We start from the raw sequence: 23,261 nt of genomic DNA, 5'->3' as shown, positions 1-23,261 counted from the left end.
CGCGCGAGTGTAACCCAAACCGCTGGTTGATTTAGAAGCGGTACGTCACTTGTGCGCCCAGGCCGTGGGCCGTGTTCTTGTAGGTGGCGCGGTAGTCGTCCCGCTCGATGTGGGCGTCGTCTTCCATCAGGTAGGAGTAGGCCAGGTCGATGGTCACATCATCATTCGGGCTCCAGGCTGTGCCTAGGCTAAAGATCGTGCGGTCGCCGGTGGGGATGCGCGGCGAGCGGTCGACATTGTTGGTCGGCGACTGGTCGACGGCCAAGCCGGCGCGCAGGGTCCACTGCGGGTTCAGTTTGTAGGCGGCGCCCACAGCGTGAGCCCAGGTGTCGTGCCAGTTCTGCGGTTCGCTGATGCTGCTCAGGGCTCCTCCAAGGAGGCCACCTACGCCTTTGTTGTCGGCGCGGATTTCTTCCAGACGGCTCCAGCGGGTCCAGGTGCTGCCGGCATAGAGGGTCCAGTCGGCATTCAGTTCGTGGGTTACCGAGAAGTCCACAGATTCTGGGGTGGTCAGCTCCAGTGACGCATCGTAGGTGCCGGCGGAAGAGCCAATGACGAAGCCAGGGCCGGACACCGTGGTGTCACCCTTAAGGCGGTAATCCACCTTGGAGTGGTAGGTCAGGCCGAAACGCGTTTGCGGGGTGACTTCAAACAACACGCCGACGTTGTAGCCCAGCGCCGTGTCATCGCCCTTGATTTCGACCTTGCCGTCACCCGCACCGGGAATCGGGTTGTTGATGGCTGAAGTCAGCTCGCCGTCGATACGGTTGATGGTTGGGCCGAAGCCGATCGACAGCTGCTCGTTGAAGCGATAGCTCAGGGTCGGTTGCAGGGTGATCACCCGCACTTCGCTGCGGTCACCGTGGTAGCGGCCCTGGAAGCTGCGCTCATAGTCGGTCACCAGGCCAAACGGTACGTACAGGCCCAGGCCGAAGCTCCAGTTGTCGTCCAGCGGTTTGACGTAATAGCCCATGGGCGCGCCGATAAACGGCACCATGTCGCCGTCATTGCTGCCGCGGGCAGAGCCGCTGGCGTTGTCGATATCGGTTTTGGCGTGGATTAGGGCAATGCCACTGCTGACTTGTTCGCGCTTGATGCGCGCCATACCGGCCGGGTTACCGAAGACAGTGCTGGCGTCATCGGCGGATGAGGAGCGCCCGGCAAAGGCAGTACCCATGCTGCTGACGCTTTGTTCGTTGATGGCAAAACCACTGGCAAAGCCATGGCTGGCGGCAGAAGCAAGGGCAAGGGACAGGCAGGTCTTGACGACTCTTCTAGTCACGGAGGACTCCTAGGTTTTAGCGGGGGGCGGAAACTAACAACTTTTCCTGACCTCTGCCAAGCCCACGAAGTTCCTCGGATAGAGCGGTTTTTACTGGCAATACAAGCCGTTATCGCGGGTTTCAGGCCACCTGGCTGAGGTTGCCGATGCAGCGTTGCCAAGCAGCGATAAAGTCTTTAGTGCGCCCGTGCGGTTTGAACACTCGGCGCCAAACGTGCGCCATACCCAGCAGGTCATCAGCGGCCGGCAGTTCGCGGTGTTCGGCCTCAATCAGCATCCAGGCAATCGCCGTGGCATAGCGCAGGTTGACGGTCAGCTCCAAGTGCGGCGCAGCAAGGAAGGCATGTTGGCTGGCGAGGCCTCGTACTTGACTGGCAAGGTCCGGATCCAGCGCCAGGTGCTGATCCCAGAGCTGCTGGTGGCGCAGTGCGGCGATTCGGTATAGGCCGTGACCGTGCTTGTCATCGAGGGCAGAGCCAAGCCCGGATTGGCTGGCGGCGGCTCCGAGCAACAAGGCTTCGGCGGCGGTGGAGTGGCGGCCCAGATAGACCAGGGTAGGGCGGATGACGTACTGGCTTAACTCGCAGGCGGCAATTCCCATATAGCCCTCGGCGAAAGGTGACCGATGGGGCTGGGGCGCTGGCAGCTTCGACTTGTTCTGATAAAAGGCCCCACCGGGAGCGGTGGTTAGCCGCTCATGTTGAAGTGTAGTGCGACCTTTCTGCTGTAAAGGGCTGTTTTTAAATTGTTTTCGGCTTTCGGTTATTGCCTATATTCCAGTTGGTGCTTAACACAGCTTGTGGCTGCGTGGTCGGCGGCCGTCAGTCGCCGGTGGCCACGGGTCGAGCGGGGTCGGTGATCCATTCGCTCCAGGAACCGGCATACAACGGTGCCAACGGGTAGCCGGCCAGGCACAGGGCAAACAGGTTATGGCAGGCCGTCACACCCGAACCACAGTAGGCCACCAGCTCACTGGCCGGGCGCCCGCCGAGTTGTGCATCAAAGCGCTGGCGCAGCTGCTTTGGGCTGAGGAAGTGGCCGTCGCTGTCGAGGTTGTCCGTGAACGCCGCGCACTGCGCGCCGGGAATATGGCCTGCGACCGGGTCAATCGGTTCGACTTCGCCCCTGAAACGCGGCAGACCACGCGCATCGAGCAGGGTCATCTGCTGATCACCCAGGCGCTGCTGCAGCTGGGCGGCGCTGACCAGCAGGCGGGCGTCGGCGCTGCCGCTGAACATGCCTGGTGGGGGCGTGGGCAGGTCCTGGGTCAAGGCGCCGCCTGCTTCGCGCCAGGCCTTGAGGCCGCCATCGAGCAGGTACACGCCCTCACTTTTACCCAGCCAGGCCAGCAGCCACCAGGCGCGTGCTGCAAAGGCGCCGGGGCCGTCGTCGTACAGCACCACGTCGTTGTGATTGTGCAGGCCCCAATCACGCAGGCGACTTAGCAGTTGTGTAGGTTCTGGCAGGGGATGACGGCCTGTGATGCCTCTGTGGATCGGCCCGGACAGGTCGCGCTGCAGATCGGCGAACTGTGCACCGGGGATATGCCCGTCGGCGTAGCTGCGCTGTCCATAGGTCAGATCGTCCAGGGCGAAGCGGCAATCAAGAATCAGCAGGTTGGGCGCATCAAGGCGACGCTGTAGCTGGGCAGCGCTGATCAGTTGGGCGAGGGGCATGCCAGTCATCCTGTGGGCAAAAAGTCAGTCAGCATCATAAACCCTGCTGTTGAGCCGTCGCAGCTTCGTTCTGGAAGATTTCTACCTGCTGGGCGCTGCATCTTGGGCTGATTGTGTGCATGCTGCCTGCCCGTTTTCTCTGATCCAGGTTGCCGCGACCCATGAAGCGTTTTGTACTGCTCGATACCGCCCCGATTCCCGATGGCTCAGGCGCCCTGTGCCTGTTCGAGTACGGCGAGGACTTTGTTATCAAGATTGCCGGCGGCGATGGCGGTCAGTTGATGAATACGCGCATGCACGGCTCCGAAGATGCCCTGGCGGCGATTCCCTGCAAGAAGGTTGCGGGGCGTCCTGACTCACGGGTACTGATCGGGGGGCTGGGCATGGGCTTTACCCTGGCGGCGGCGTTGCAGAACCTGGGCAAGACAGCCGAGGTGGAAGTGGCCGAACTGGTGCCGGGGGTGGTGGAGTGGAACCGCGGCCCGCTGGGGGCCAAGGCCGGTTACCCAATCCTCGACCCGCGTACTCGAGTGATTCAGGACGATGTCGCTAACTGCCTGAAAAACGCCGAGCAGCGTTATGACGCGATCATGCTGGATGTCGACAACGGCCCGGAAGGGCTGACCCAGAAACGCAACACCTGGCTGTATTCGGCCCAGGGCCTGCAGCGCTGTTACCAGGCATTGCGCCCCAAAGGCGTGCTGGCGGTGTGGTCGGCCAGTGCCGATCGGGTTTTCAGCGACAAGGTGCGCAAGGCGGGTTTCAAGGTGGAAGAGGTTCAGGTTTATGCCCATGGCAACAAGGGCACCCGGCATACCATCTGGATTGCCAGCAAGTAGCAGTAGTCACCACTGAGCGCGGCAAAGCGCTCAGTGGTGCTCGGGTCAGCTCAGCAGTTCGGCAAAGCCTTTGTCGGCATCCAGAACGGCGGGCAGTTCATCCAGCAGGCTCGGTACATCCAGTCCTTCGAATAGCGGGCCTTGCAGTGTGTCCACCGCTTTGGACATGGCGCCCGGGTGTTCGCGCAGCGCTTCGGCAATCGATACCGCCTGAGCCAGTACGCGTGGCAAAGGCATGTCGACCGGTGCCTGGAAGGGTCGGCTCTGGTAGGCGATGGCATGCTGGATTAGCTCCGGAAGCTGCCAGCGCCGCGCCAGCTCTGCACCCACCTCGGGAAAGCCAAAACCCAGTTGCAGGGTTTCCAACGCCACACGCTGCGCAGCCCCGACATCCTTGCCATTCTGGTTGAGTCGTTCGGCAAGCTCAGGCACACCCGTCTGGATCAGCAGTTCACCGATGTTGTGCATCATTCCGCAGGTAAAGGCGGTCTCAACGGCCACACCTCGGGTTTTGGCCAGTAATCGGCTGATACTGGCCACCTGAAAGCTGTGCGCCCAGAACGCCTTGAGGTCAAAACCCGGTGGTGCCTGGAAAGCACCCGTTACCGCCGATGCCAGCACCAGGGTGCGTAAGGTGTTGAACCCCAAGCGCATGGCCGCATCTTCGACGCTGGCTGACTCACGTGAACCACGAAAGCGGGCGGAGTTGGCCAGGCGCAGCACCTTGGCGGCAATGACCGGGTCGAGGGAGATATTGCGAGCAATGCTGTCGAGGCTGGTGTGGGGGTTGTCAAATTGCTGAATCAGATCCTGAGCGACTTTGGGAATACAGGGCAAGCTGTGAACTTGGGAGAACAGGGCGCTTATATCCATGACAAAAGCCTGCAGAGAAGGTGGGAATTATCAAGATAGCAGCGATTCAGCAGGGCAAAAGTGCGGTTTAGGGCTTGCGCTGATTTGCATCAGGAAAACTGCCGTCGGGCAGCGATGAACAGATGAGCTGGCAGATTTTTTGCGCACGTGCAGCCCGCAATCTGCCGCTAAGCGGTCTGATTGCGGGTCGATCAGGATTTAGCGGATCTTCAGCTTGCCAATGCGGTCGTTGTCCAGGCTGCCGAAGTACAGATAATCGCCCACCGGCTTGACTGAGGTGATCATGCGCAGGTGGGTGCCGCTGGTGTCGTGCAGGCTCTGGGTGATCTCACCTTGCTCATTGAGGGCGATAGCAAAGCCATAAGGCACAGCCTTGGGCCACAGGGCGCGGGGCAGTTTGGCCAGCTGCGCCTTGGCCCAAGGCGAGCGATGCAGCATGTCGGCGTCGGCCTTACGCGGGGTTGGCAGGGCGACCCAGAAGGTGCCGTTGCGGTCACCTTGCAGATTGTCCGGCAGGCCCGGGAGGTTGTCGATAAAGATATCGTGGGTGCCGGCCTTGTCGCCGCTCAGCCAGTAACGGGTAATGCGGTAGCGGTAGGTCTCGTTGACCAGCACGAAGTCTTCAGCTGCCGATAGTGCTACGCCGTTGGCGAAATACAGGTCTTTGAGCAGCACCTTGGTTTCGCCGTTGGCCGGGTTGTAGCTGAGCAGACGGCCGTGGGGGCGTGCTTCGAGCAGGTCGAGCAGGTAGTCGGGTTGTTCAAAACGCTGGCTGGCATCGCTGAAGTAGATGATGCCGTCGCGGGCGATGTCCAGATCATCGGTGAATTTGAACGGCACGCCTTCAGCTTCAGTGGTCAGTACCTTGATCTGGCCCTGGGCGTCGATGCTGAGCAAGCCCTTGTAGGCGTCGGCAACAATCAGGTTGCCGGCAGCGTCAAAGTCCATGCCCAACGGGCGGCCTTTGGTGTCGACAAAGGTTTCCACGCTGCCATCGGCTTTGATGCGCACGATCTTGCCGTCATGCAGGCCGGCATATACCAGACCCTGGGCATCCACGGCCGTGTCTTCCGGGCCATGCACCTGGCCGCGGCCGAGCAGTTCGGCCTTCATCAGTGTGTCATTGGGCTCCAGAGTGCCGGTCATCGGCGGGATCTTAGGCGCGTCCCAGGCTAGCGGATCAATCGGGCTGGGTGTGACAGCGAGGTAGATCGCCGCCGCAGCAATCAAGGCCACAAGCAGGCCAAGCAGTTTCTTCATTGTTTTTATTCCCTGTGATGAAGGTAAGCAGATGCAAGCGCCGGTCAGATTACAGGGTTCATTCGCGTCTGTGATGCCCAGTGGGTAAATGGCCGGCAAATGCCCGGCACCGTGCCTGGGCATATATACTGCGCGGCATTCTTCAGGGGGAGAGCCGCGTGGCGATTGATATTCAGTGGGTTGGCGATGACGCCAGCCTGGCGCAGCATTGTGCAACCTGGCGCAGCCTGCCGTTTGTGGCGCTTGATACCGAGTTTATGCGGGTCGACACCTTTTACCCGATTGCCGGCCTGCTGCAGGTCAGCGAGGGCGAACGGGCGTACCTGATTGATCCACTGCTGATCAGCGACTGGACGCCCTTTGCCGAGCTGCTGCAGGACCCCGCCGTGGTCAAGGTGCTGCATGCTTGCAGCGAAGACCTTGAAGTCTTTCTGCGTCTGACCGGCAGTCTGCCCATGCCGTTGTTTGATACCCAGTTGGCTGCCGGCTACCTCAACCTGGGTTTCTCCATGGGCTATTCGCGCCTGGTGCAGGCGGTGCTGAATATCGAACTGCCCAAGGGCGAGACCCGCTCCGACTGGCTGCAACGACCCTTGTCGGAAACTCAGGTCAGCTATGCGGCAGAGGATGTGTTGCACCTGGCTGAGGTATACGCGCAGCTCAAGGCGCAACTGTCAGCTGAGAAGTACGCCTGGGTGCTGGAAGACGGCGCCGAGCTGGTCAGTAACCTTGGTCGTGAAGTCGATCCTGAACTGGCCTACCGCGAAGCCAAGCTGGCCTGGAAACTCTCCCGTCAGCAATTGGCGGTGCTGAAGGCGCTGTGCACCTGGCGTGAAGGCCAGGCGCGCAAGCGCAACCAGCCGCGCAACCGGATTATCCGCGAGCATTCGTTGTGGCCACTGGCGCGCACCCAGCCGGACAACCTGGTGGCCCTGGCGCGGATCGAGGACATGCACCCGAAAACCGTGCGTCAGGACGGTGAGTTCATCCTGCAACTGATCAAGCAAGCGGCCAATACTGTGCCGGCGGACTGGCCCGAAGCTTTACCCGAACCTTTACCGCTGGAAGCCTCGGCGCTGCTGAAGACGCTGCGTGCGATCGGCCAGCGTGAGGGTGAGCGCCTGAGCATCGCCCCGGAGCTGATGCTACGCAAGAAAACCCTCGAAGCCCTGTTGAAAACCGGCTACCCCAATGGCCCCTACCAGCTGCCGGATTCCCTGCGTGGCTGGCGACGTGAATTGATGGGTCAGGCGCTGCTCGATTGCCTGGCTGCAACCGGAGACTCCGTGTGAAACGTATCTGCTCAATCTACAAAAGCCCGCGCAAAAACGAGATGTACCTCTATGTGTTGCGCAGTGATGGCCTCAAGCGTGTGCCTGAAGCACTGTTGAGCGCCTTCGGCCTGCCAGCTCTGGCCTTTGAGCTGGTCCTCACCCCCGAGCGTGAGCTGGCCCGCGAGGACATCCACAAGGTGCTGGCCAACCTCGACGAGCAGGGCTACCACCTGCAAATGCCGCCACCGGAAGATGAATACATCGAGCACCTGCCCGATGAGCTGCTGCGCCGTAACGATCCGGTCTGATGAGCCCGCCAGCTGACAACCCTCTGCGCGTGCTGATCGGTGAGGGCGAATATCGCCGCTATGCCGCGCTGCTGCATGAGCAGGCTCCTGAGCTGGAAGTGTACGGCAGCGACCAGCTCGTCGAGCTGCAGCAGGCCCCAACCTGCCCGGTTTGGCTGGGGCAGCCTGATCTGTTGGCCGCCTTGCTGCGTCAGGGTGTTCGGCCGCAGTGGATGCAATCGACATGGGCAGGCATCACGCCGTTGCTGGCCACTGGTTTACCGGCTGACTACCGCCTGAGCCGCGCCGTGGGCATCTTCGGCCAGGTGATGGCCGAATATGTGCTGGGCCATTTGCTGGCCCATGAGCGTCAGTTGTTTGCCCGCCTGGCGGCACAGGTCGAGCAGCGCTGGGACAACCGCGCACCGCAAAGCCTGGCCGGGCGCACGGCGTTGATTGTCGGCACCGGTGATATCGGCTTGAGCGTGGCGCGGTTTCTGGCCCCGTTCGGCATTCAGTTGCTGGGTATCGCCAGCAGCCTGCGCAATCTGCCGCCGTTCCGTCAGGTGGCTGGGCTCGACGAACTGCCAAGCCTAGCGGCTGAGGCCGATTACCTGATCAACCTGCTGCCCGATACGCCAGCCACCCGTGATATTTATGATTCAGCGCTGTTTGCTGCCTGCAAGTCCAGCGCGCTGTTCATCAATGCCGGGCGCGGTGTGGCCGTGGTCGACCAGGCATTGGTCAGCGCGTTGCAACAAGGGCAACTGGCCGGTGCAGTGATTGATGTCTGCCGTGCAGAACCGCTGCCTGCGGGTCATCCATTCTGGGATGCGCCGCGCCTGCTGTTGACCGGGCACAGCGCGGCGCCGACGGACCCGTGCCTGTTGGTGCAGCTGTTTGTCGATAACCTGCAGCGTTGGCAAGCCGGTGAAACCGTACTGGGCCAAGTGGATTTCACCCGGGGTTATTGAGCACGCTGCAGCCATTCGGCTTGCCGCCCTTGGCCGCGCCAGGCCGAGCGGCTAGACTGCCGGCCTTTTCGCCGCTCACCGTACCCTCGCCATGGCCGCCAAAGTCGAACCCTTCTGGAAACGCAAAACCCTCGAACAGCTGGATCAGGACGAGTGGGAGTCGCTGTGTGATGGCTGCGGCCTGTGCTGCCTGCAAAAGCTCGAGGATGAGGACGATGGCAGCGTGTATTACACGCGCATCGCCTGCAAACTGCTGGACCTGAAGACCTGCCGCTGCACCGACTACAGCAATCGACGCAGGTTTGTGCCGGACTGCATTCAGCTCACCCCGGCCCAGGCCGATCAGTTTCAGTGGTTGCCACCGACCTGCGCCTATCGCCTGGTCAGCGAAGGCAAGGATCTGTTGCTGTGGCATCACCTGGTGTGCGGCGACCCAGAGCAGGTGCACAAACAGCGGATTTCCCAGGCCGGGCGCATGCTCAGCGAAAACAGCGTGGCCGAGGATGAGTGGGAAGAGCACATGATTTTCCGCGCGGGCTGAACCTCGTCGATAAATGCCAGCCTAAACTCGCTTGAATCAATGTTTTGCACTGTGGAGCTTTGCCATGTTGATGCGTCGTTTGCTGCTGTCTGTTGTTCTGCTGAGCCTGAGCACGCCGCTGTGGGCAAAAAAGGTCGACCTGGATTACCGCGTGCGTTTTCTGCCAGACACAGAACAGGCTGAAGTCAGCTTGACCCTGGAAGACGGTGGGCAGGTGATCAGCCTTGCCTTCAACCTGGGCGAGCAGGGGGCCTACAGCGACTTCAAGGCTGACGGCCAGTGGACACAGGACAGTCCGGAACTGGGCATCTGGCAGCCAAGCAAAGGCGAGTCGACCCTGACTTACCGCGTGCGTATCAATAATGAACGCAGCGCTGGGCGCTTTGATGCGTTGATTACCAAGGACTGGGCACTGCTGCGTGGCGACGATCTGGTACCGGCGGTCAAACTGCGCCAGAAAGATAAAACCGAGCTGATCTCGCGCTTGCAATTTGACCTGCCCAAGGGCTGGAAAAGCGTCGAAACCGGTTGGCCGCGTATCGGCAAAAACAGGTTCCGCATCGACAACCCACAGCGCAAGTTAGATCGCCCGACTGGCTGGATGGTGGCCGGCAAGGTTGGCACGCGCCGCGCCAAACTCGGTGAAACCGATGTAGCAATCGCGGCCCCGGTTGGCGAGGGCATGCGCCGCATGGATGTGATGACCCTGCTGACCTTTGTCTGGCCGCATGCCCAGGATGTGTTCCCGCGCGATCCGGCCAAGCTGCTGATCGTCGGTGCCGGTGACCCGATGTGGCGCGGCGGCCTGTCGGCGGCCAACTCCTACTACATGCACACGGATCGCCCGCTGGTCAGCGAAAATGGCACCAGTTCTCTGGTGCATGAGCTGGTTCATGTATTTAGCCGGATTCGTGCCCGTGATCGCAGTGACTGGATCACCGAAGGCCTGGCCGAGTTCTACGCCATCGAGTTGATGCGCCGCGCCGGCGGCCTCAGTGAGGAGCGTTACCAGAAGATTCGCGAGCAGCTGATTCGCTGGAGCAAACCGGTGGACAGCCTGCGCACCAACAACTCCAGCGGTCCGGTCACCGCCCGTGCGGTGCTGCTGTTGCAGGAACTGGATCGGGAAATCCGTCAGGCCACCAAGGGCACCACCCAGCCACGTTCGCTGGATGACGTGACCCGCGGCCTGATGCGCCTCGACAAAGCCAGCACCAGAGACTTTATCGAGATCAGCGAAAACGTCATGGGCGGAGCCTCCGAGGTGCTGGACAACAAGCTGTTGCGCTAGCACGCGCCCTGAGTAAGCATGCGGCGCAGTTGTCGCTCTGGAGCACCGCATGCGCCGCCTACCGTCTCTTACCGCCTTGCGCACCTTTGAATGCGCCGCCCGGCACGCCCACTTCGGCCGGGCGGCGGCCGAGCTGTGTGTCACCGACAGTGCCGTCAGCCACCAGATTCGCCAGCTTGAAGAACAACTCGGAACTCCGCTGTTTCAGCGTGACGGCCGTCAGGTGCGCCCCACGCCGCAGGCCAAGCGCCTGTTGCGCAGCCTGCAGCAGGCCTTCGAGCTGATCGGCGAGGCCTGTGATGAATTGCGCGATCCCGGCTCCCAGGCGCAGCTGCGCATCGCGGTAACCGCCGAGCTGGCGCAGAAGTGGCTGATTGGCCGCCTGGCGGATTTCAGCGAACGTTATCCGCAGATCACCCTGCACCTCTACGAGCAGCCGCTGGAATCAACCCAGCCCTTTGATCCGATCGACCTGGCGATCACCTATGGCACCGGCCCGGTCGATGGCAGCGCCTACTTCGTGCGGCCATTGCCGACTCTGTTGTTCTTCCCGGTGTGCAGCCCAGGCTTGTTCAACCAACTGCCGCTCAAGCACCCACGTGATCTGGCGCGCCAATGCCTGCTGCATGACGACCAGGACGGTAAGACCTGGACGGCCTGGCTGACCACTCACGCCGGCGATATCCAGCCGCAGCGCCACCTGTATCTCGGCCATGCCGGGCTGACCATGGAAGCGGCTGCGCGCGGTCAGGGTGTGGCGATTGGCGATAACCTGACCAGTGCCGAAGACCTCGCCAGCGGCCGTCTGGTGCGGCCATTCGCCGCCAGTGTGGCCTCGCTCGGGCAGTACGCGCTGGTCTGCGAACGTCTGCGCCTGGAGAAGCCGGCGGTTGCGCAGTTCGTTGAATGGTTCACTGATCAGCTGGTTGATATCTGAATTTAATTCATCGAATCCGCGAAAATGGTCATTGGTCGCGGGCGCTTGAGCGCAGGTACTGTCGAGCTATTCCTCAGCCACCGACGAGTACCTTGCAATGGCCCGCTCCCTGACCTCTCTCCCTAAAATCGATGGTTTCCGCCTGCCTGGCGAATTCGAACCCAAGGCCGGTTGCTGGCTTGGCTGGCCGGAGCGCACCGATGTCTGGCGCAACGGTGCCAAGCCGGCGCAAAAGGTCTGGGTGGATATCGTCACGGCGATTGCCAGCAGCGAGCCGGTGACCGTGTGCGCCTCGGCCAGCCAGTACGCCAACGCCCGTCGCCAGTTGCCGGCCCATGTGCGGGTGGTGGAGATGACTTGCAACGACACCTGGTTTCGCGACAGCGGCCCGGCCTTTCTGGTCAATGATGCAACCGGCGAAGTGCGCGGCGTGGACTTCGAATTCAACGCCTACGGCGGCCTCGATGGCGGTTTGTACTACCCTTGGGACAAAGATGATCAGATCGCGCAGAAGATCCTCGAAATCGAAGGTTATGACCGCTATCGCGCGCCCTTTATCGCCGAAATGGGCGGTATCCAGACTGATGGCCAGCGTACCCTACTGACCACCGAACAGTGCCTGCTAAACCGCAACCGCAACGCCCACCTGGGCAAGGACGAGATGACCCGCCGCCTGCAGGATTACCTCGGTGCCGAGCAGGTGATCTGGTTGCCACGCGGCTGCAAGTTCGATGAGACCGACGGCCATATCGACGACCTGGCCTGTTTCGTCCGTCCCGGTGTGGTGGTGATGCAGTGGACCGACGACCGCAATGATCCGCAGTGGGAAATCTACCAGGAGGCCTACGATATCCTGCGCAGCACCCGCGACGCCCAGGGTCGCGAGCTGGAAATTCACAAATTGCCGCAACCACGGGTGTTGGAGTGGACCGCGGAGGAGGCCGAAGGGCTGGATCAGGATGATTCGACCCACACCCGTCAGGCCGGCACACAGATCTGCGCCTCCTACATCAACTATTACGCCGGCAACTCGGCCATCGTTGTGCCGCTGTTCAACGACCCGTGCGACCGCGTGGCCCAGGCCACCTTGGCCGAGTTGTTCCCCAAACACCGCATCCTCGGCATCGACAATTCGCGGGAAATTCTCCTCGGCGGCGGCAATGTCGCCTGCATCACCATGCCGCAATACGCCGCGCCCACGCGCGCCTAGGAGGCTCTTATGAAGCTGCACATCAGTCTCTTAGCCCTTGGTTTGGCCGCCAGCGTTCAGGCGCTGGCGGCCGAAGCGCCGAAGCAGGTCAATTTATTTATCTGGGGCGAGTACCTGGCCCCGGACACTCTCAGTAGCTTCGAGCAGAAGACCGGGATTAAGGTGGTGGTCGATCATTTCGACTCGCTGGAAACCGTGGAAACCAAGCTGCTCACCGGGCGCAGCGGATATGACTTGGTGCTCACCGCTGGGCAGCATCTGCAGCGGGCCATCAAAAGTGGGGCTGTACAGCCGCTGGACAAGGCCGCAGTGCCGCATCTTCGTGAGCTTGATCCGGAGTTCACCGGGCATATGGCGACCTTTGATCCGGGTAACCGCTATGCCGGGTTGTATGTGTGGGGCACCACCGGCTTTGGCTACCAGCAGCAGGCCATCAACACGCGCATGGCCAATGCGCCAACCGACAGCTGGGCCATGCTGATGGATCCAGCCGTCGTGGCGAAATTCGCCGACTGTGGGGTGAGTTTCCTCAACGACCCCAATGAGGTGTTTGCCGCTGCGTTCCGCTACCTGGGGCTGGATATCAACCAGCAGCGCCTGGACGATCTGAAACTGGCCGAGGCGCACTTGGCCAAGGTACGGCCATCGATCCGCTACTTCGACAACGACCGTAACATCAGCGACCTGGCCAACGGCGATACCTGCCTGGCGATGTCATGGAACGGCAACGTGTCGATTGCGTCCGGCCAGGCTGAGCAGGCGGGCAAGGCCTACAGCCTGCACTACAGCATTCCGCGCGAAGGCACGCTGATCTGGTTCGATGCGATGGTCATCCCCAAGGATGCGCCGCATCCTGAGGCGGGCCTGGCGTTGATGGATCATCTGATGACGCCCGATGTCATCGGCGCCATCACTAACACTATCTACTACGCCAATGCAGTGCCGGCGGCGAATGCCACGGTCGAGCCAGCGATTCTTGCTGACCCAGGCACCTATCCACCCGCTGCGATACGCGCTCAACTGTACACCAAGAACGACAATAATCCGGCGTTCAACCGCGCCCTGACACGTGCATTCAGTCGGCTCAAGTCCGGGCTTTGATCCCCGCTGTAACACCTGCAAGCAGCGCCACCCATAGGTGGCGTTGTTGTTTGCGCCGCATGTGTTAAGTGGTGCTTGACCACTTCAATCTGAAAATTATCTAATGATAAGCATTATCATTTAAGTCTTGCCGATCAACGTACCGCGCTGCGTTGTACGGTCGCCGCAGGTCAGGAGTTAGGGTGTTCATCAGTTGTCAGCTGTATCAACCGTATCGCCATGGATGAGCAATTTCATGGCTCGATTTCTCTGGCTTACCGCACCTTGCATGCCGAGTTGCTGAAGTTTCTCGGCAAGCGCCTGGGCAGCGCAGCCGATGCTGCTGACCTGGCCCAGGATGCCTTCACCCACTGGCTGGGCTGGCGTGAGCGCAGCACAGTGCAGCAGCCACGGGCATTTCTGTTTCAGATTGCCCGCAACCTGTTGCGCGATCATTGGCGTCGACAGCAGGCCCAAGCACCGTTCAATGACGATGCCGCCACAGGACAAAGTCTGGATACCCTGGTTGATCAGCAGGGCGTCAGTCCCCTGGAGACAATCGAGCAACGTCAGCGCTTGCAGCTGTTGGCCCTGGCGTTGGATGAGTTGTCGCCGAGGCGTCGGGAGGCCTTTGTGCTGCATCGCTTCGAGGGCTTGTCCCAGGCCGAAGTAGCTGAGCGCATGGGCATTTCTCTGAGCATGGTGGAGAAGCACATCGCCAGCGCCTTGTTGCACTGCAAGCGGCGCGTCGAAGGCTGCGGTGCCGAGGTGGTGCCATGAATATGCATTCACTGAATCAGACCGTGATTGATGAACAGGCGGCCGTTTGGTTCAGCCGCTGCTGTCGTGGCCTGTCGAGCGATGAACAGGCGCAATTGGATGCCTGGTTGACGGCCGATATTTCCCATGTGCGTGCGCTGGCCGATATGCAGCGCGTCTGGGCAGACTTTGATCTGATGCCGCGTCCAGTCTTGCTACCTGGGGCCGTACTGCCGATGCGCAGAGTGCGGCGCTGGACGCCAGGGCGTGCCCTGGCCGCTTCAGTGGTGCTGTTGTGCAGCGTGTTGGCCACACCCCAAAACTGGTTCGGCGCATTGCCTGTTCAAGAGCTAAGCCTGTCCAGCGAAGCGAATGAACAGCGGCAGGTTGAACTCGCGGATGGCACGCGGATTGATCTGAACGTCGGTAGCCGGTTACAGGTGCGTCTGTATCCTGATCATCGCGAAGCTGAGCTGCTGGACGGCGAGGCCTTCTTTGCGGTCGCCCCGGATGTGGCGCGGCCCTTCGAAGTGATCGCGGGTCAGAGCCGTGTACGTGTGGTGGGTACGCGTTTCAGTGTGCGCCGCAGTCGCGAGCACCTGGCCGTGGCGGTAGAAAGCGGTCGGGTCATGGTGCAGCCGCAGCTCGGCTCAGCGCAGCAGGTCATGCTAGGGGCGGGCGAGGGACTTGCGTTCGGCCACCGCAGCAAGCACCTACAACAGCTGCGCCTGGGGCATGAGGAAATCGCCAGTTGGCGTCGTGGACTGCTGGTTTTTCGTGATCGTCCATTGGGGCTGTTACTTGATGAACTGTCTCACTACCGCGCAGCCCCCGTGCGTCTGGTCAACACCAGCCTGGCCGAGAAGCGTATCTCCGGCAGCCTGAATATCAATGATCCGGATGCCTTTCTTGCGGCGCTGCCTCACCTCTTGCCGGTTCGGGTGGAGCATCAGGGTGATGATGGTGTGTTGATCCATGCGCAATAGCTAGGCGCTTGGTGGTCTTTCATCAGTGTAAATGAAAATATTTTGCATTTGAGGGTGTGGGTTTTGTTCTGTGTTGCGTCTTCCTCGTGTCCGCCGGCTGCGAAGGCGGTTTGGCAGTATCTGGGAGACTTGCATGAAAACCCGCCTCACCTGTTTTACCTTGCGTCAGCTGTGTGTCAGCAGCGCCTTGGCCAGTTGTCTGCTGAGCAGCAGTGCGCAGGCACAGGCGTACAACTTCAACCTACCCGTGCAACCCTTGGCCAGCGCCATCAATGCATTGGCACAACAGAGCCAGTTGCAAATTCTCTTCGATGAAGCGCAGATGCGTGATCTGCAAGCCCCTGCGTTAAGTGGCAAATTGACCCCCCGTGAGGCGCTGGAACACCTGTTGCGTAATAGTGGCCTCGAACTGGTGCCAACCGGGGATGGCTTTGTAGTGCGTCAGCGCAAGCAGGCTGCTCAGGTAAGCAATACGCTCGAGCTAGGCAGTACCACCGTGATGGGCAGCCGCATCACCAGCGAGAGCGTTGGTCGCTCAACGCTCACGGAGGAAGACATCAACCGACAGCAGGCGGACAACATCGCGTCTCTGCTCGATGTGCTGCCAGGTGTTAGTTCCAGCGGTTCACCAAGGCCAGGTGGGCAAACACTCAACATCTGGGGCATGGGCGATGTTGAAGATGTCAAAGTCATTCTGGATGGCGCCCCTAAAGGCTTTGAGAAGTATCGCCAGGGTTCGGTATTTATCGAGCCGGAACTGATCAAGCATGTGGACGTGGATAAAGGCCCCCACAGCATGATGTATGGCAACGGCGGTTTTGGTGGGGTGATCAAGGTTGATACCAAAGACCCGGAAGACCTGTTGCGTGATGGCAAGCCAGTCGGTGCGTTCCTCAAATATGGTTATCACAGCAATGACCATCAGAATATCTACAGTGGTGCCGTCTATGGCCAGACCGAAGAGCGCATGCTGGATGCATTGCTCTTTCTCAACGGACGCGAAGGCGACAACATCAAGCGACCCAACGGTACGCGCTTTGATTATTCGTCCAATAGCCTTGACGCCTTTCTCTTCAAGAGCAACTTGCGCCTGAATGACGAACATCTGTTTACGCTTTCGGCCATGCAGTCTGGCAGTAATGCCTGGGAGCCTTTTGCGGCCAAACGTGACGAAATGGCCGCGCCGACAGCTGCTGAGATCGCCAAATATGGGCTGGATGGTGCATGGAAACGTAAGCTGGTCTATCGCGATCAGGACGATGAAAACTACTCCCTGAAATGGAATTACGCGCCGCTGGATAATTCCATGATCAATGTTACGGCCAGCTACGCCTATTCAAAAACTGACCAGCACGATAAGCGCCCAGCCAATGCCAGCGCTGGCTTTGCTTCCTCGCTGGGTAATGAAAGCTGGGTGGACTACACCGACAGACTTGCCGAGTTGAACAACGAGAGCCGCTTTACCACAGGCGTTCTCGATCACGCGGTGACAGTGGGTATGCAGTGGCACGGGCATCAGCGTGATTCGCTGATGCTGGATCTCAGCAAAATCAAGGATAAGACCTACAACTACGGTCTCATGCAGCCTTATTACATGCCGTCGGGCGAACAGGAAACCCGCAGTGGTTACATTCAGGATGCAATCACCCTTGGTTCACTGACCATCACCCCGGCGCTGCGATATGACGAGGTATACAGCCAAGGTGAGCCTAACCTGGCAGCGCGCTACAGCAGCACAAATCCAGCTGTAGGACATGATTACAGCAGCGTGACTTACAGCGGTTGGTCGCCACGTTTGGGTATCTTCTGGACGGCCACCGACAACCTGGCGTTTTTCGCGGACTACAGCAAAACCTGGCGTGCTCCGCTGATTGATGAACTTTATGAAGTGCAGAGTGCGGCAAGCAGCGTGCCTGCTTCTAGCCGCCATCTGGAGCGAGAGCGGATTCGTGGTGTAAGGCTCGGCAGCATTGCCAATTTCGATCGGCTGTTACGCGATGGCGACAGCCTGCAGGTGCGCACCACGTTATTTCGTAATCGCGGCAAGGATGAGATTTTCAAACGCACCGGTATCTCCTGCGTAGAACAGATCAGCACAGGGGCGGGCAACAGCGTGTGTGCCCAACCGCTGAGCAACAATCGCAACCTGCCTGGTTACACGATTGAAGGGGTTGAAGTTGAGTCCTTTTATGACAGTTCGCGTCTGTTCGGCAGCCTTTCGTTTTCCTACATTCGTGGCCAGCGTGATGCATCCCCGCGCAATCCATGGGGAGAGAAAACCTGGATTGCTGAAATTCCTCCGCGCAAAGCAGTTGCCACCTTGGGTGTGAAAGTACCGGAGGTCGACATGGCAGTGGGTTGGACTGGCAATTTCGTGCGCAAGCAGGACCGCTCACCTGAAGATAATGACCCCCTGGCGAGCGGTTGGAGTCTTCCTGAAAGTCAGGGATACGCCTTACACGGTTTATTTGCGAGCTGGCAGCCCACTCAAGTCAAAGGGTTTGAAGCACGCATCACGGTCGATAACCTGTTCAACCGTGAGTATTACCCTTACCTGGGTGAAGCGGTCTCGGGTGTTGGGCGTAATATCAAAGTCAGCGCCTCGCAGTTCTTCTAAAGCCTCGGCGCGTGAAGGATGAGCAGTACCGGGTTTGGTGCTGCTCGCCCTGGTATCACTAGCGGTATAAGCCGCCTATTTGAACTTGGGACCGGACTTGGTGTTGTTGCCCTTGGCCATGCGGTCATAGAGCACCACGTTGACCGTCGCGGCAAGGTTCATGCAGCCTTCGGTGGGGATGTAAATCACATCTTCGCACCAGTCGCGCACTTCCTTGCTCAATGAGCCGTCTTCGGGGCCGAAGATATAGATGGCGCGGTCAGGGTGGGTGTATTCCGGCAATGGCCGCGCCCCTTCGACCAGCTCTACGGCCACCGGCGTGCAGCCCAGGGGGATAATCTGCTGCAGATCCGGCACGCCAATCAGCGGAATATCCATGTAGATACGCTTTGTGTCGGTTACAAAGTCTCGGGCGCGTTCGTAGCGCTTGCCGGTGTAGAACACTGAGCTGACGCCATAGCAGCCAGCCGCACGCATCACTGCGCCAACGTTTTCCGGGGATTTCGGGTTGAACAGGCCGATGCAGGCGTATCTTTTATTGGCCACGCGGTACTCGCAAAGATTCGGGAGGTAGAGCGCCGCCCCAGGGTGATCGAAGTGGGTCGCCAAGGGCGGCTGAGCAGAAAAGGCGGGCGAGTATAACGCTGTACACCTTTCGGCTGGGGCGTGATGGCGCCTGCTAGTTCTTTTTCAGTAGGGCGGCAAGGTCCGCGAATGGGTTGTGGGTCGCCTGGGCGGTCTTTGGTGTGCTCAGCGAGGCATCGCTGAAATACTGCTGGTCGGTATAGCGCGCATGCTCGTTGTCATGGCAATACAGGCACAACAACTCCCAGTTGGAACCGTCTTGCGGGTTATTGTCGTGATTATGGTCGCGGTGGTGAACAGTCAGCTCGCTTAGGCGTTTGCCGGAGAATTCCCGTGCGCAGCGGCCGCAGACATGCGGGTACATCTTCAGCGCCTTGTCGCGGTAGCCTTCTTCGCGCGTGCGTTGGGCTTCGGCGAGAATGCGGTCAAGCTTGCTGGTGAAGGCTGGGGATTTATCGCTGCTCATCTGGAATCTCGTGATCTGGTACTTGAGGCGGAGTCTAGCCTTGCCGGCTGTCAGTGAGAACCGCCTATGCGGCACTAAACGCAAAGGTTATGGCCCAACACGATACCTGCTCTGGAGATATTGCCATGCGCCTGATCACAATACTGTGTGTATTGCCCGTGTTGATCGCCACACTGGCGTCAGCTCAGCCGTTGCCAGCGCTATCAATCAAAGCGCCAGCTGCCGGTTCGCCCGGCACCAGCACACCACAGCCTTATGCTCCTGTCGTACTACAGCCTGTACCAGATCAGACCAATGACAATCCGCCTTTGCTAAGGAATCCTGTCCAGCCTGAGTCTGCGCGAAGCAAACGTGACCAGGATTTACTGTTGCTGGAGGAACAGCGGGCGCGAACTCTTAAGCCTAAGGGCACAGTGAAGGTCGATTAAGCCTTGTGGTGACGGCTCATGGCTGTTGGACCAATAGTCGCTAGAAACTGAAGCGGCGCATAACCACCTGCAGGCGTCCTGACATGGCTTGCAGCGCCTGAGTTGCCTGGACGATGTCATTTTGAGCCGCGGAGTTTTCTTCGACGATTTGTGCAACCTTCTCAACGTTCATGGCCACTTGCTCACTCGCGGCACGCTGCTCTTGCAATGATGAGGCTATGACGCTAACGGCTTGTAGCGACTGATTAAGTGCCTCTCGGATGCCACCCATGGAGCTGCCAGCCTGATCCACCAGTTGTGTACCGCTGCTGAGCCTTTCACAGCCGGCTGCCATGCTGCTCTGTGCCTTATGCATGCCACTTTGAATGGCATCAACCAGGGCCACAATTTCAGTTGTCGAGTGGGCCGTACGACCCGCCAGGCTGCGTACTTCGTCTGCCACAACGGCAAATCCACGCCCTTGCTCACCGGCGCGCGCGGCTTCAATCGCGGCATTAAGGGCAAGCAGGTTGGTCTGCTCGGCGATGCCACGGATTACATCAACGATGGCGCTGATGTTGCGTGACTGATCGGCCAGAGTTTCCACATCTCTGGAACTCTGTTGCACCATTAAGGCAATTTGGTGCATCTCCTCTGAGGCGCGCGCCATCACCTGGATTCCGGTATCGGTCATATCGCCGGCTTTTTTGGCCATGTCATAGGTTTGTTGTGCGTTCTCGGCGATGTGATTGATGCTTACCGCCAGCTCTTCAACCGTCGCGGCCATGGCGGCAGCGGTATCACTTTGAACGTTGGCACTGGTCAGCACCTGCTCAGATGACGAAGCAAGCTGCAAGGCGGCGCATTCAATCTGTTCTGACGCTTCACCGATACTGCCAATCGTGTCTTGTAGCCCGCGGCGCATGGCTTGTACGGACTTCATAACCCCTGTCATGACCTGGTTGCTGAGAGTCTTTCCGCTATCGAGGCGGCCTTCAGCAATGCGAGCACTGATTTCTTCCAGTTCGCCGGGTTCGGCGCCCAGTTTGTCGCTCATCAGGCGTAGGAAGTAGATGACTTGCGCCAGTCCCACAGTCAGGGCAATCAGCAGTACGCTGAGACTCAGCTGGAGTTTGTTGGCGTATGCCGCCTCGCCCAATTCATATTGCCGTTTGGCTTCAACCAGCTGCACTTCAATTAATTCGGCGAACTTGCCTGACAGCGGGTCGATCAATGGGTAAAGCTGGCGAGTGGCAAATGCGTCAATACCGGCTTTATCTTCGTGATTAAGTAAATTCTTTAGCTCGTTCAGGGGGGCCCGGGTCTGATCCATCATCGGTTCGATTTGCTCGATCAAGGCGTGTTCTTCGGCAATCAGTGTGGTTGCCAGGTAGGCTGCCCAGGTTTTCTCGATACGCGTCTGAGCCTCTTCGATCAGTTGCTGTGCGGCTTTACTGCTGAGTTCACCACTGCGAGCCTTGTGTGTGGCATCGACGATGTTCACGGCATAGAGGTCAGCTATCAGCTTGAGATCACGTAGTGGCACAACGCGGTCCAGATACACCGTCTGCAGGCCTTTCACCGTCGCTTGCAATGCATGCAGGCCCAAGCCGCCTACGCAGAGCAAACCGAGCAACAGATAGCCAGAAAGAAGTAGTAAATGGGTGCGTATCTTCCAGTTCTTCATCACGGACCTTCCTGGCTGAACAGGCAGCCAATTCAGGGAGGTGGAATTGAGCCAGCTTGAAATCAGCGTAGCAGAGTCTGGAAGGTCAACCGGCTATGTTTGTACGGATGGTCAAGTGAGTTTCGCACTAAACGTCCGTTGTTTAGCGCGAATTGCTATGAGCTTGTGCTGCTGCAGGCGGCGGAGCAGCGAGGTGGATTCAAGTGAGTCCCACCACCCTGAGGATGAAGGCGTATTCCAAGGCGGCATCCTTTAGTGCCTGATAGCGGCCGCTCATACCGCCATGCCCAGCCTCCAGTTCAGTTTTCAGCAGCAGCAGGTTGTTGTCGGTTTTATGGGCGCGCAGCTTGGCCACCCATTTGGCAGCTTCCCAGTACTGCACGCGGCTGTCGTTGTAGCCCGCCACCGCAAGAATCGCCGGGTAGTCCTGGGCCTGCACGTTCTCGTACGGCGCGTAAGCCTTGATCCGCTCGAATACCTCGGGCTGGTTTGGGTCGCCCCATTCGTCGTATTCGGTGACGGTCAGCGGCAGGTCGGGGTTCTGCATGGTGTTGAGCACATCGACAAATGGCACCTCGGCGATGGCGGCGGCGAACAGCTCGGGGCGCTGATTGAGCACCGCGCCCATCAGCAGGCCGCCGGCGCTGCCGCCGCTGATCACCAGCTGCTGCGCGCGGGTATAACCGGCGGTGATCAGGTGTTCGGCGCAGGCGATAAAGTCGCTGAACGAGTTCTGCTTGTGTTCCAGCTTGCCCGCACGGTACCAGGCTTCGCCGAGTTCACCGCCGCCACGGACATGGGCGATGGCGAAGATAAAGCCGCGCTCCAGCAGGCTAAGGCGCGCATGGGAGAACCAAGGGTCGAGGCTTTCGCCGTAAGCACCGTAACCATACAAGTAGAGCGGGGCAGGGGTGCCGAGGACTTCGCGCTTGGCCACCAGGCTGATCGGCACCTGGCTACCATCGGCGGCCGTCGCCCATAGGCGTTGGCTGACATAGCTATCGGCATCGAACGGCCCAAGTACCGGGGTTTGCTTGAGCACCAATTGTGCGCCTGTGGCCAGCTCCAGTTGACGCACCTGTGCCGGGCGATTGAGCGCTTCATAACGCAGGCGAATCGCCGGGCTGTCGAATTCCAGGCTGTCCTGTACATACAGGCTGTAGGCGGCGTCCGGTAGCTGCACGCGGTAGGCCGCTTGCCCCTGTGGCTGCACGTCGATCATCGGCAAACCGCCTTCACGCAGGCTAAGCACCAGCGCTTGCTGATTGAGGCTAACGCCTTCGAGCATCACGTCGGGGTCATGGGCGCGCAGCAATTGCCAAGCGCTGCGGTTCAGCGTTGCGTCGCAGGCAGTAAACAGCGCGAAGTTGATGCCGTGCTGGTTGCTGCGGATAAACCAGCGCCACTGGCCATCTAGGGCGCCGTGGTCGACGTCATATTCGTGGCCTTCTTCGCGCGGGGCCACGCAACTGAACGCGGCTTGCGGTGTTGCGGCGTCCAGTATCCAGGCTTCGCTGGTGGTTTTGCTGCCTAACTGCAGGATCAGCTGGCGCTCGGAGCTGCTGCGGTAGCAGCTGAGGAAGAAACGTCCGTCCGGCTCGTGGAAAACCAGTTCAGCGGTGTCAGTGCCGAGGCGGTGGCGGTAGAGTTTGTGCGGCCGGTGGGTGTCGTCCAGTTCTCCGAAGAACAGCGTCTGGCTGTCATTGGCCCAGGTCATGCTGCCGTCGCATTCCTCGAACGGCAGTTCGATCAGACGGTCGTCGGCCAGTTCCTTGACGAACAGCTGGTAGGTTTCCTCGCCACTGGTGTCCAGGCTATAGGCCAGGCGCTGGTGGTCAGGGCTGATGCTAAAGGCACCGAGCGAAATAAAGCCGCCATCGGCCAGGATGTTGGGGTCGAGCAGCAATTGCTCGCGGGCCTCATCGACCGTCAGCGAGCCATCGGCGGGTTTGCGGCAGCGGTAATGCCGCGGGTATTCATCGCCCGCTGTGGTGCGCTGGTAATACAGATACGGCCCCCAGGGTGACGGTAGGCTGAGGTCGGTTTCGCGGATGCGCCCCTTGATCTCCTGAAACAACGTTTCACGCAGTCGCAGTTGCTCGCTGAGCTGCTGTTCCAGGTAGGTATTTTCCGCCTTGAGGTAATCAAGCACTTCAACGCTGTCGCGGTTTTCCAGCCAGCGATATGGGTCGGCCGCGTTGTCGACGCGGGCAATAGGGGCGTGTTGCAT

The 23,261-nt window shown here is 59.9% G+C and carries 22 protein-coding genes and 1 pseudogene; 13 read left to right on the top strand and 10 right to left on the bottom strand.

Features of this window, described 5'->3' with window-relative positions:
• Positions 1 to 31: 31 nt before the first annotated feature.
• From DBR00_RS10480 to DBR00_RS10470, 3 genes are all read right to left on the bottom strand, one after another.
• Positions 32 to 1,282, bottom strand: coding sequence for an OmpP1/FadL family transporter (locus tag DBR00_RS10480; RefSeq protein ID WP_108489996.1), 1,251 nt, complete (start codon positions 1,280 to 1,282; stop codon positions 32 to 34).
• Positions 1,283 to 1,403: 121 nt separating this feature from the next.
• Positions 1,404 to 1,883: a hypothetical protein gene (locus DBR00_RS10475; RefSeq protein ID WP_108489995.1), complete on the bottom strand. Its 480-nt coding sequence runs from the start codon at positions 1,881 to 1,883 to the stop codon at positions 1,404 to 1,406.
• 220 nt (positions 1,884 to 2,103) lie between these two features.
• Entirely contained in the window at positions 2,104 to 2,958 is an 855-nt protein-coding gene (locus DBR00_RS10470; protein ID WP_108538053.1) for a sulfurtransferase, read from the bottom strand.
• A gap of 161 nt (positions 2,959 to 3,119) precedes the next feature.
• Between DBR00_RS10470 and DBR00_RS10465 the strand changes: the two genes are divergently transcribed.
• Complete coding sequence (locus DBR00_RS10465) at positions 3,120 to 3,797, top strand: spermidine synthase (protein ID WP_108488361.1); 678 nt, start codon at positions 3,120 to 3,122, stop codon at positions 3,795 to 3,797.
• A 45-nt stretch (positions 3,798 to 3,842) separates the two neighbouring features.
• Here DBR00_RS10465 and DBR00_RS10460 read toward each other — a convergent pair whose 3' ends face one another.
• On the bottom strand, positions 3,843 to 4,670 hold the full coding sequence (locus DBR00_RS10460) for an HDOD domain-containing protein (RefSeq protein WP_108488360.1): 828 nt from the start codon (positions 4,668 to 4,670) through the stop codon (positions 3,843 to 3,845).
• Between the two features lie 198 nt (positions 4,671 to 4,868).
• Positions 4,869 to 5,930 carry an SMP-30/gluconolactonase/LRE family protein gene (locus tag DBR00_RS10455; RefSeq protein WP_108488359.1) on the bottom strand — a complete coding sequence of 354 codons (1,062 nt, stop codon included), beginning with the start codon at positions 5,928 to 5,930 and terminating at the stop codon, positions 4,869 to 4,871.
• 158 nt (positions 5,931 to 6,088) lie between these two features.
• Between DBR00_RS10455 and rnd the strand changes: the two genes are divergently transcribed.
• From rnd to DBR00_RS10400, 11 genes are all read left to right on the top strand, one after another.
• Complete coding sequence (gene rnd, locus DBR00_RS10450) at positions 6,089 to 7,222, top strand: ribonuclease D (RefSeq protein WP_108488358.1); 1,134 nt, start codon at positions 6,089 to 6,091, stop codon at positions 7,220 to 7,222.
• Positions 7,219 to 7,512, top strand: a complete 294-nt coding sequence (locus tag DBR00_RS10445; protein ID WP_108488357.1) for a YcgL domain-containing protein — start codon at positions 7,219 to 7,221, stop codon at positions 7,510 to 7,512. The genes rnd and DBR00_RS10445 overlap by 4 nt, the downstream gene beginning before the upstream one ends.
• 23 nt (positions 7,513 to 7,535) lie before the next feature.
• Complete coding sequence (locus tag DBR00_RS10440) at positions 7,536 to 8,465, top strand: D-2-hydroxyacid dehydrogenase (protein ID WP_108488369.1); 930 nt, start codon at positions 7,536 to 7,538, stop codon at positions 8,463 to 8,465.
• Between the two features lie 91 nt (positions 8,466 to 8,556).
• Complete coding sequence (locus DBR00_RS10435) at positions 8,557 to 9,006, top strand: YcgN family cysteine cluster protein (RefSeq protein ID WP_108488356.1); 450 nt, start codon at positions 8,557 to 8,559, stop codon at positions 9,004 to 9,006.
• 64 nt (positions 9,007 to 9,070) lie between these two features.
• Positions 9,071 to 10,297, top strand: a complete 1,227-nt coding sequence (locus DBR00_RS10430; protein ID WP_108488355.1) for a hypothetical protein — start codon at positions 9,071 to 9,073, stop codon at positions 10,295 to 10,297.
• Positions 10,298 to 10,346: 49 nt separating this feature from the next.
• A complete protein-coding gene (locus tag DBR00_RS10425) occupies positions 10,347 to 11,234 on the top strand; it encodes a LysR substrate-binding domain-containing protein (protein ID WP_108488354.1) in 888 nt (295 codons plus the stop codon).
• Positions 11,235 to 11,331: 97 nt separating this feature from the next.
• Positions 11,332 to 12,444 (top strand): agmatine deiminase, encoded by a 1,113-nt coding sequence (gene aguA, locus DBR00_RS10420; protein WP_108488353.1) that lies wholly within the window; start codon positions 11,332 to 11,334, stop codon positions 12,442 to 12,444.
• A 9-nt stretch (positions 12,445 to 12,453) separates the two neighbouring features.
• Positions 12,454 to 13,545: an extracellular solute-binding protein gene (locus tag DBR00_RS10415; RefSeq protein WP_108488352.1), complete on the top strand. Its 1,092-nt coding sequence runs from the start codon at positions 12,454 to 12,456 to the stop codon at positions 13,543 to 13,545.
• A gap of 219 nt (positions 13,546 to 13,764) precedes the next feature.
• A complete protein-coding gene (locus DBR00_RS10410) occupies positions 13,765 to 14,304 on the top strand; it encodes an RNA polymerase sigma factor (protein WP_108488351.1) in 540 nt (179 codons plus the stop codon).
• Entirely contained in the window at positions 14,301 to 15,269 is a 969-nt protein-coding gene (locus DBR00_RS10405; protein ID WP_108488350.1) for a FecR family protein, read from the top strand. The genes DBR00_RS10410 and DBR00_RS10405 overlap by 4 nt, the downstream gene beginning before the upstream one ends.
• Positions 15,270 to 15,402: 133 nt before the next feature.
• A complete protein-coding gene (locus DBR00_RS10400) occupies positions 15,403 to 17,886 on the top strand; it encodes a TonB-dependent receptor (protein ID WP_108488349.1) in 2,484 nt (827 codons plus the stop codon).
• A gap of 75 nt (positions 17,887 to 17,961) precedes the next feature.
• Here DBR00_RS10400 and DBR00_RS10395 read toward each other — a convergent pair whose 3' ends face one another.
• Together DBR00_RS10395 and DBR00_RS10390 are read right to left on the bottom strand one after the other, a co-directional pair.
• The gene (locus DBR00_RS10395) at positions 17,962 to 18,432 is read right to left on the bottom strand and encodes an RNA methyltransferase (protein WP_108488348.1); all 471 of its coding nucleotides are present in this window, start codon (positions 18,430 to 18,432) and stop codon (positions 17,962 to 17,964) included.
• Between the two features lie 133 nt (positions 18,433 to 18,565).
• Entirely contained in the window at positions 18,566 to 18,937 is a 372-nt protein-coding gene (locus DBR00_RS10390; RefSeq protein ID WP_108488347.1) for a YajD family HNH nuclease, read from the bottom strand.
• A 125-nt stretch (positions 18,938 to 19,062) separates the two neighbouring features.
• On the opposite strand from DBR00_RS10390, the gene DBR00_RS20540 reads away from it, so the two are divergent.
• Complete coding sequence (locus DBR00_RS20540) at positions 19,063 to 19,365, top strand: hypothetical protein (protein WP_146180686.1); 303 nt, start codon at positions 19,063 to 19,065, stop codon at positions 19,363 to 19,365.
• A gap of 40 nt (positions 19,366 to 19,405) precedes the next feature.
• On the opposite strand, the gene DBR00_RS21460 is transcribed toward DBR00_RS20540, so the two are convergent.
• The 3 genes and pseudogenes from DBR00_RS21460 to DBR00_RS10380 all read right to left on the bottom strand — a co-directional run bounded on the left by DBR00_RS21460 (position 19,406) and on the right by DBR00_RS10380 (position 23,261).
• A complete protein-coding gene (locus DBR00_RS21460; RefSeq protein WP_371920647.1) occupies positions 19,406 to 19,993 on the bottom strand; it encodes a methyl-accepting chemotaxis protein in 588 nt (195 codons plus the stop codon).
• Positions 19,994 to 20,503: 510 nt separating this feature from the next.
• Positions 20,504 to 21,031, bottom strand: a pseudogene (locus DBR00_RS21455) (Tar ligand binding domain-containing protein); the annotation flags it as partial.
• A gap of 199 nt (positions 21,032 to 21,230) precedes the next feature.
• On the bottom strand, positions 21,231 to 23,261 hold the full coding sequence (locus DBR00_RS10380; RefSeq protein WP_108488345.1) for a S9 family peptidase: 2,031 nt from the start codon (positions 23,259 to 23,261) through the stop codon (positions 21,231 to 21,233).

It is taken from the genome of Pseudomonas sp. HMWF032 (assembly GCF_003060885.1).
Taxonomy (GTDB): Bacteria; Pseudomonadota; Gammaproteobacteria; order Pseudomonadales; family Pseudomonadaceae; genus Aquipseudomonas.
This window is presented reverse-complemented; position numbering and strand designations above follow the sequence as displayed.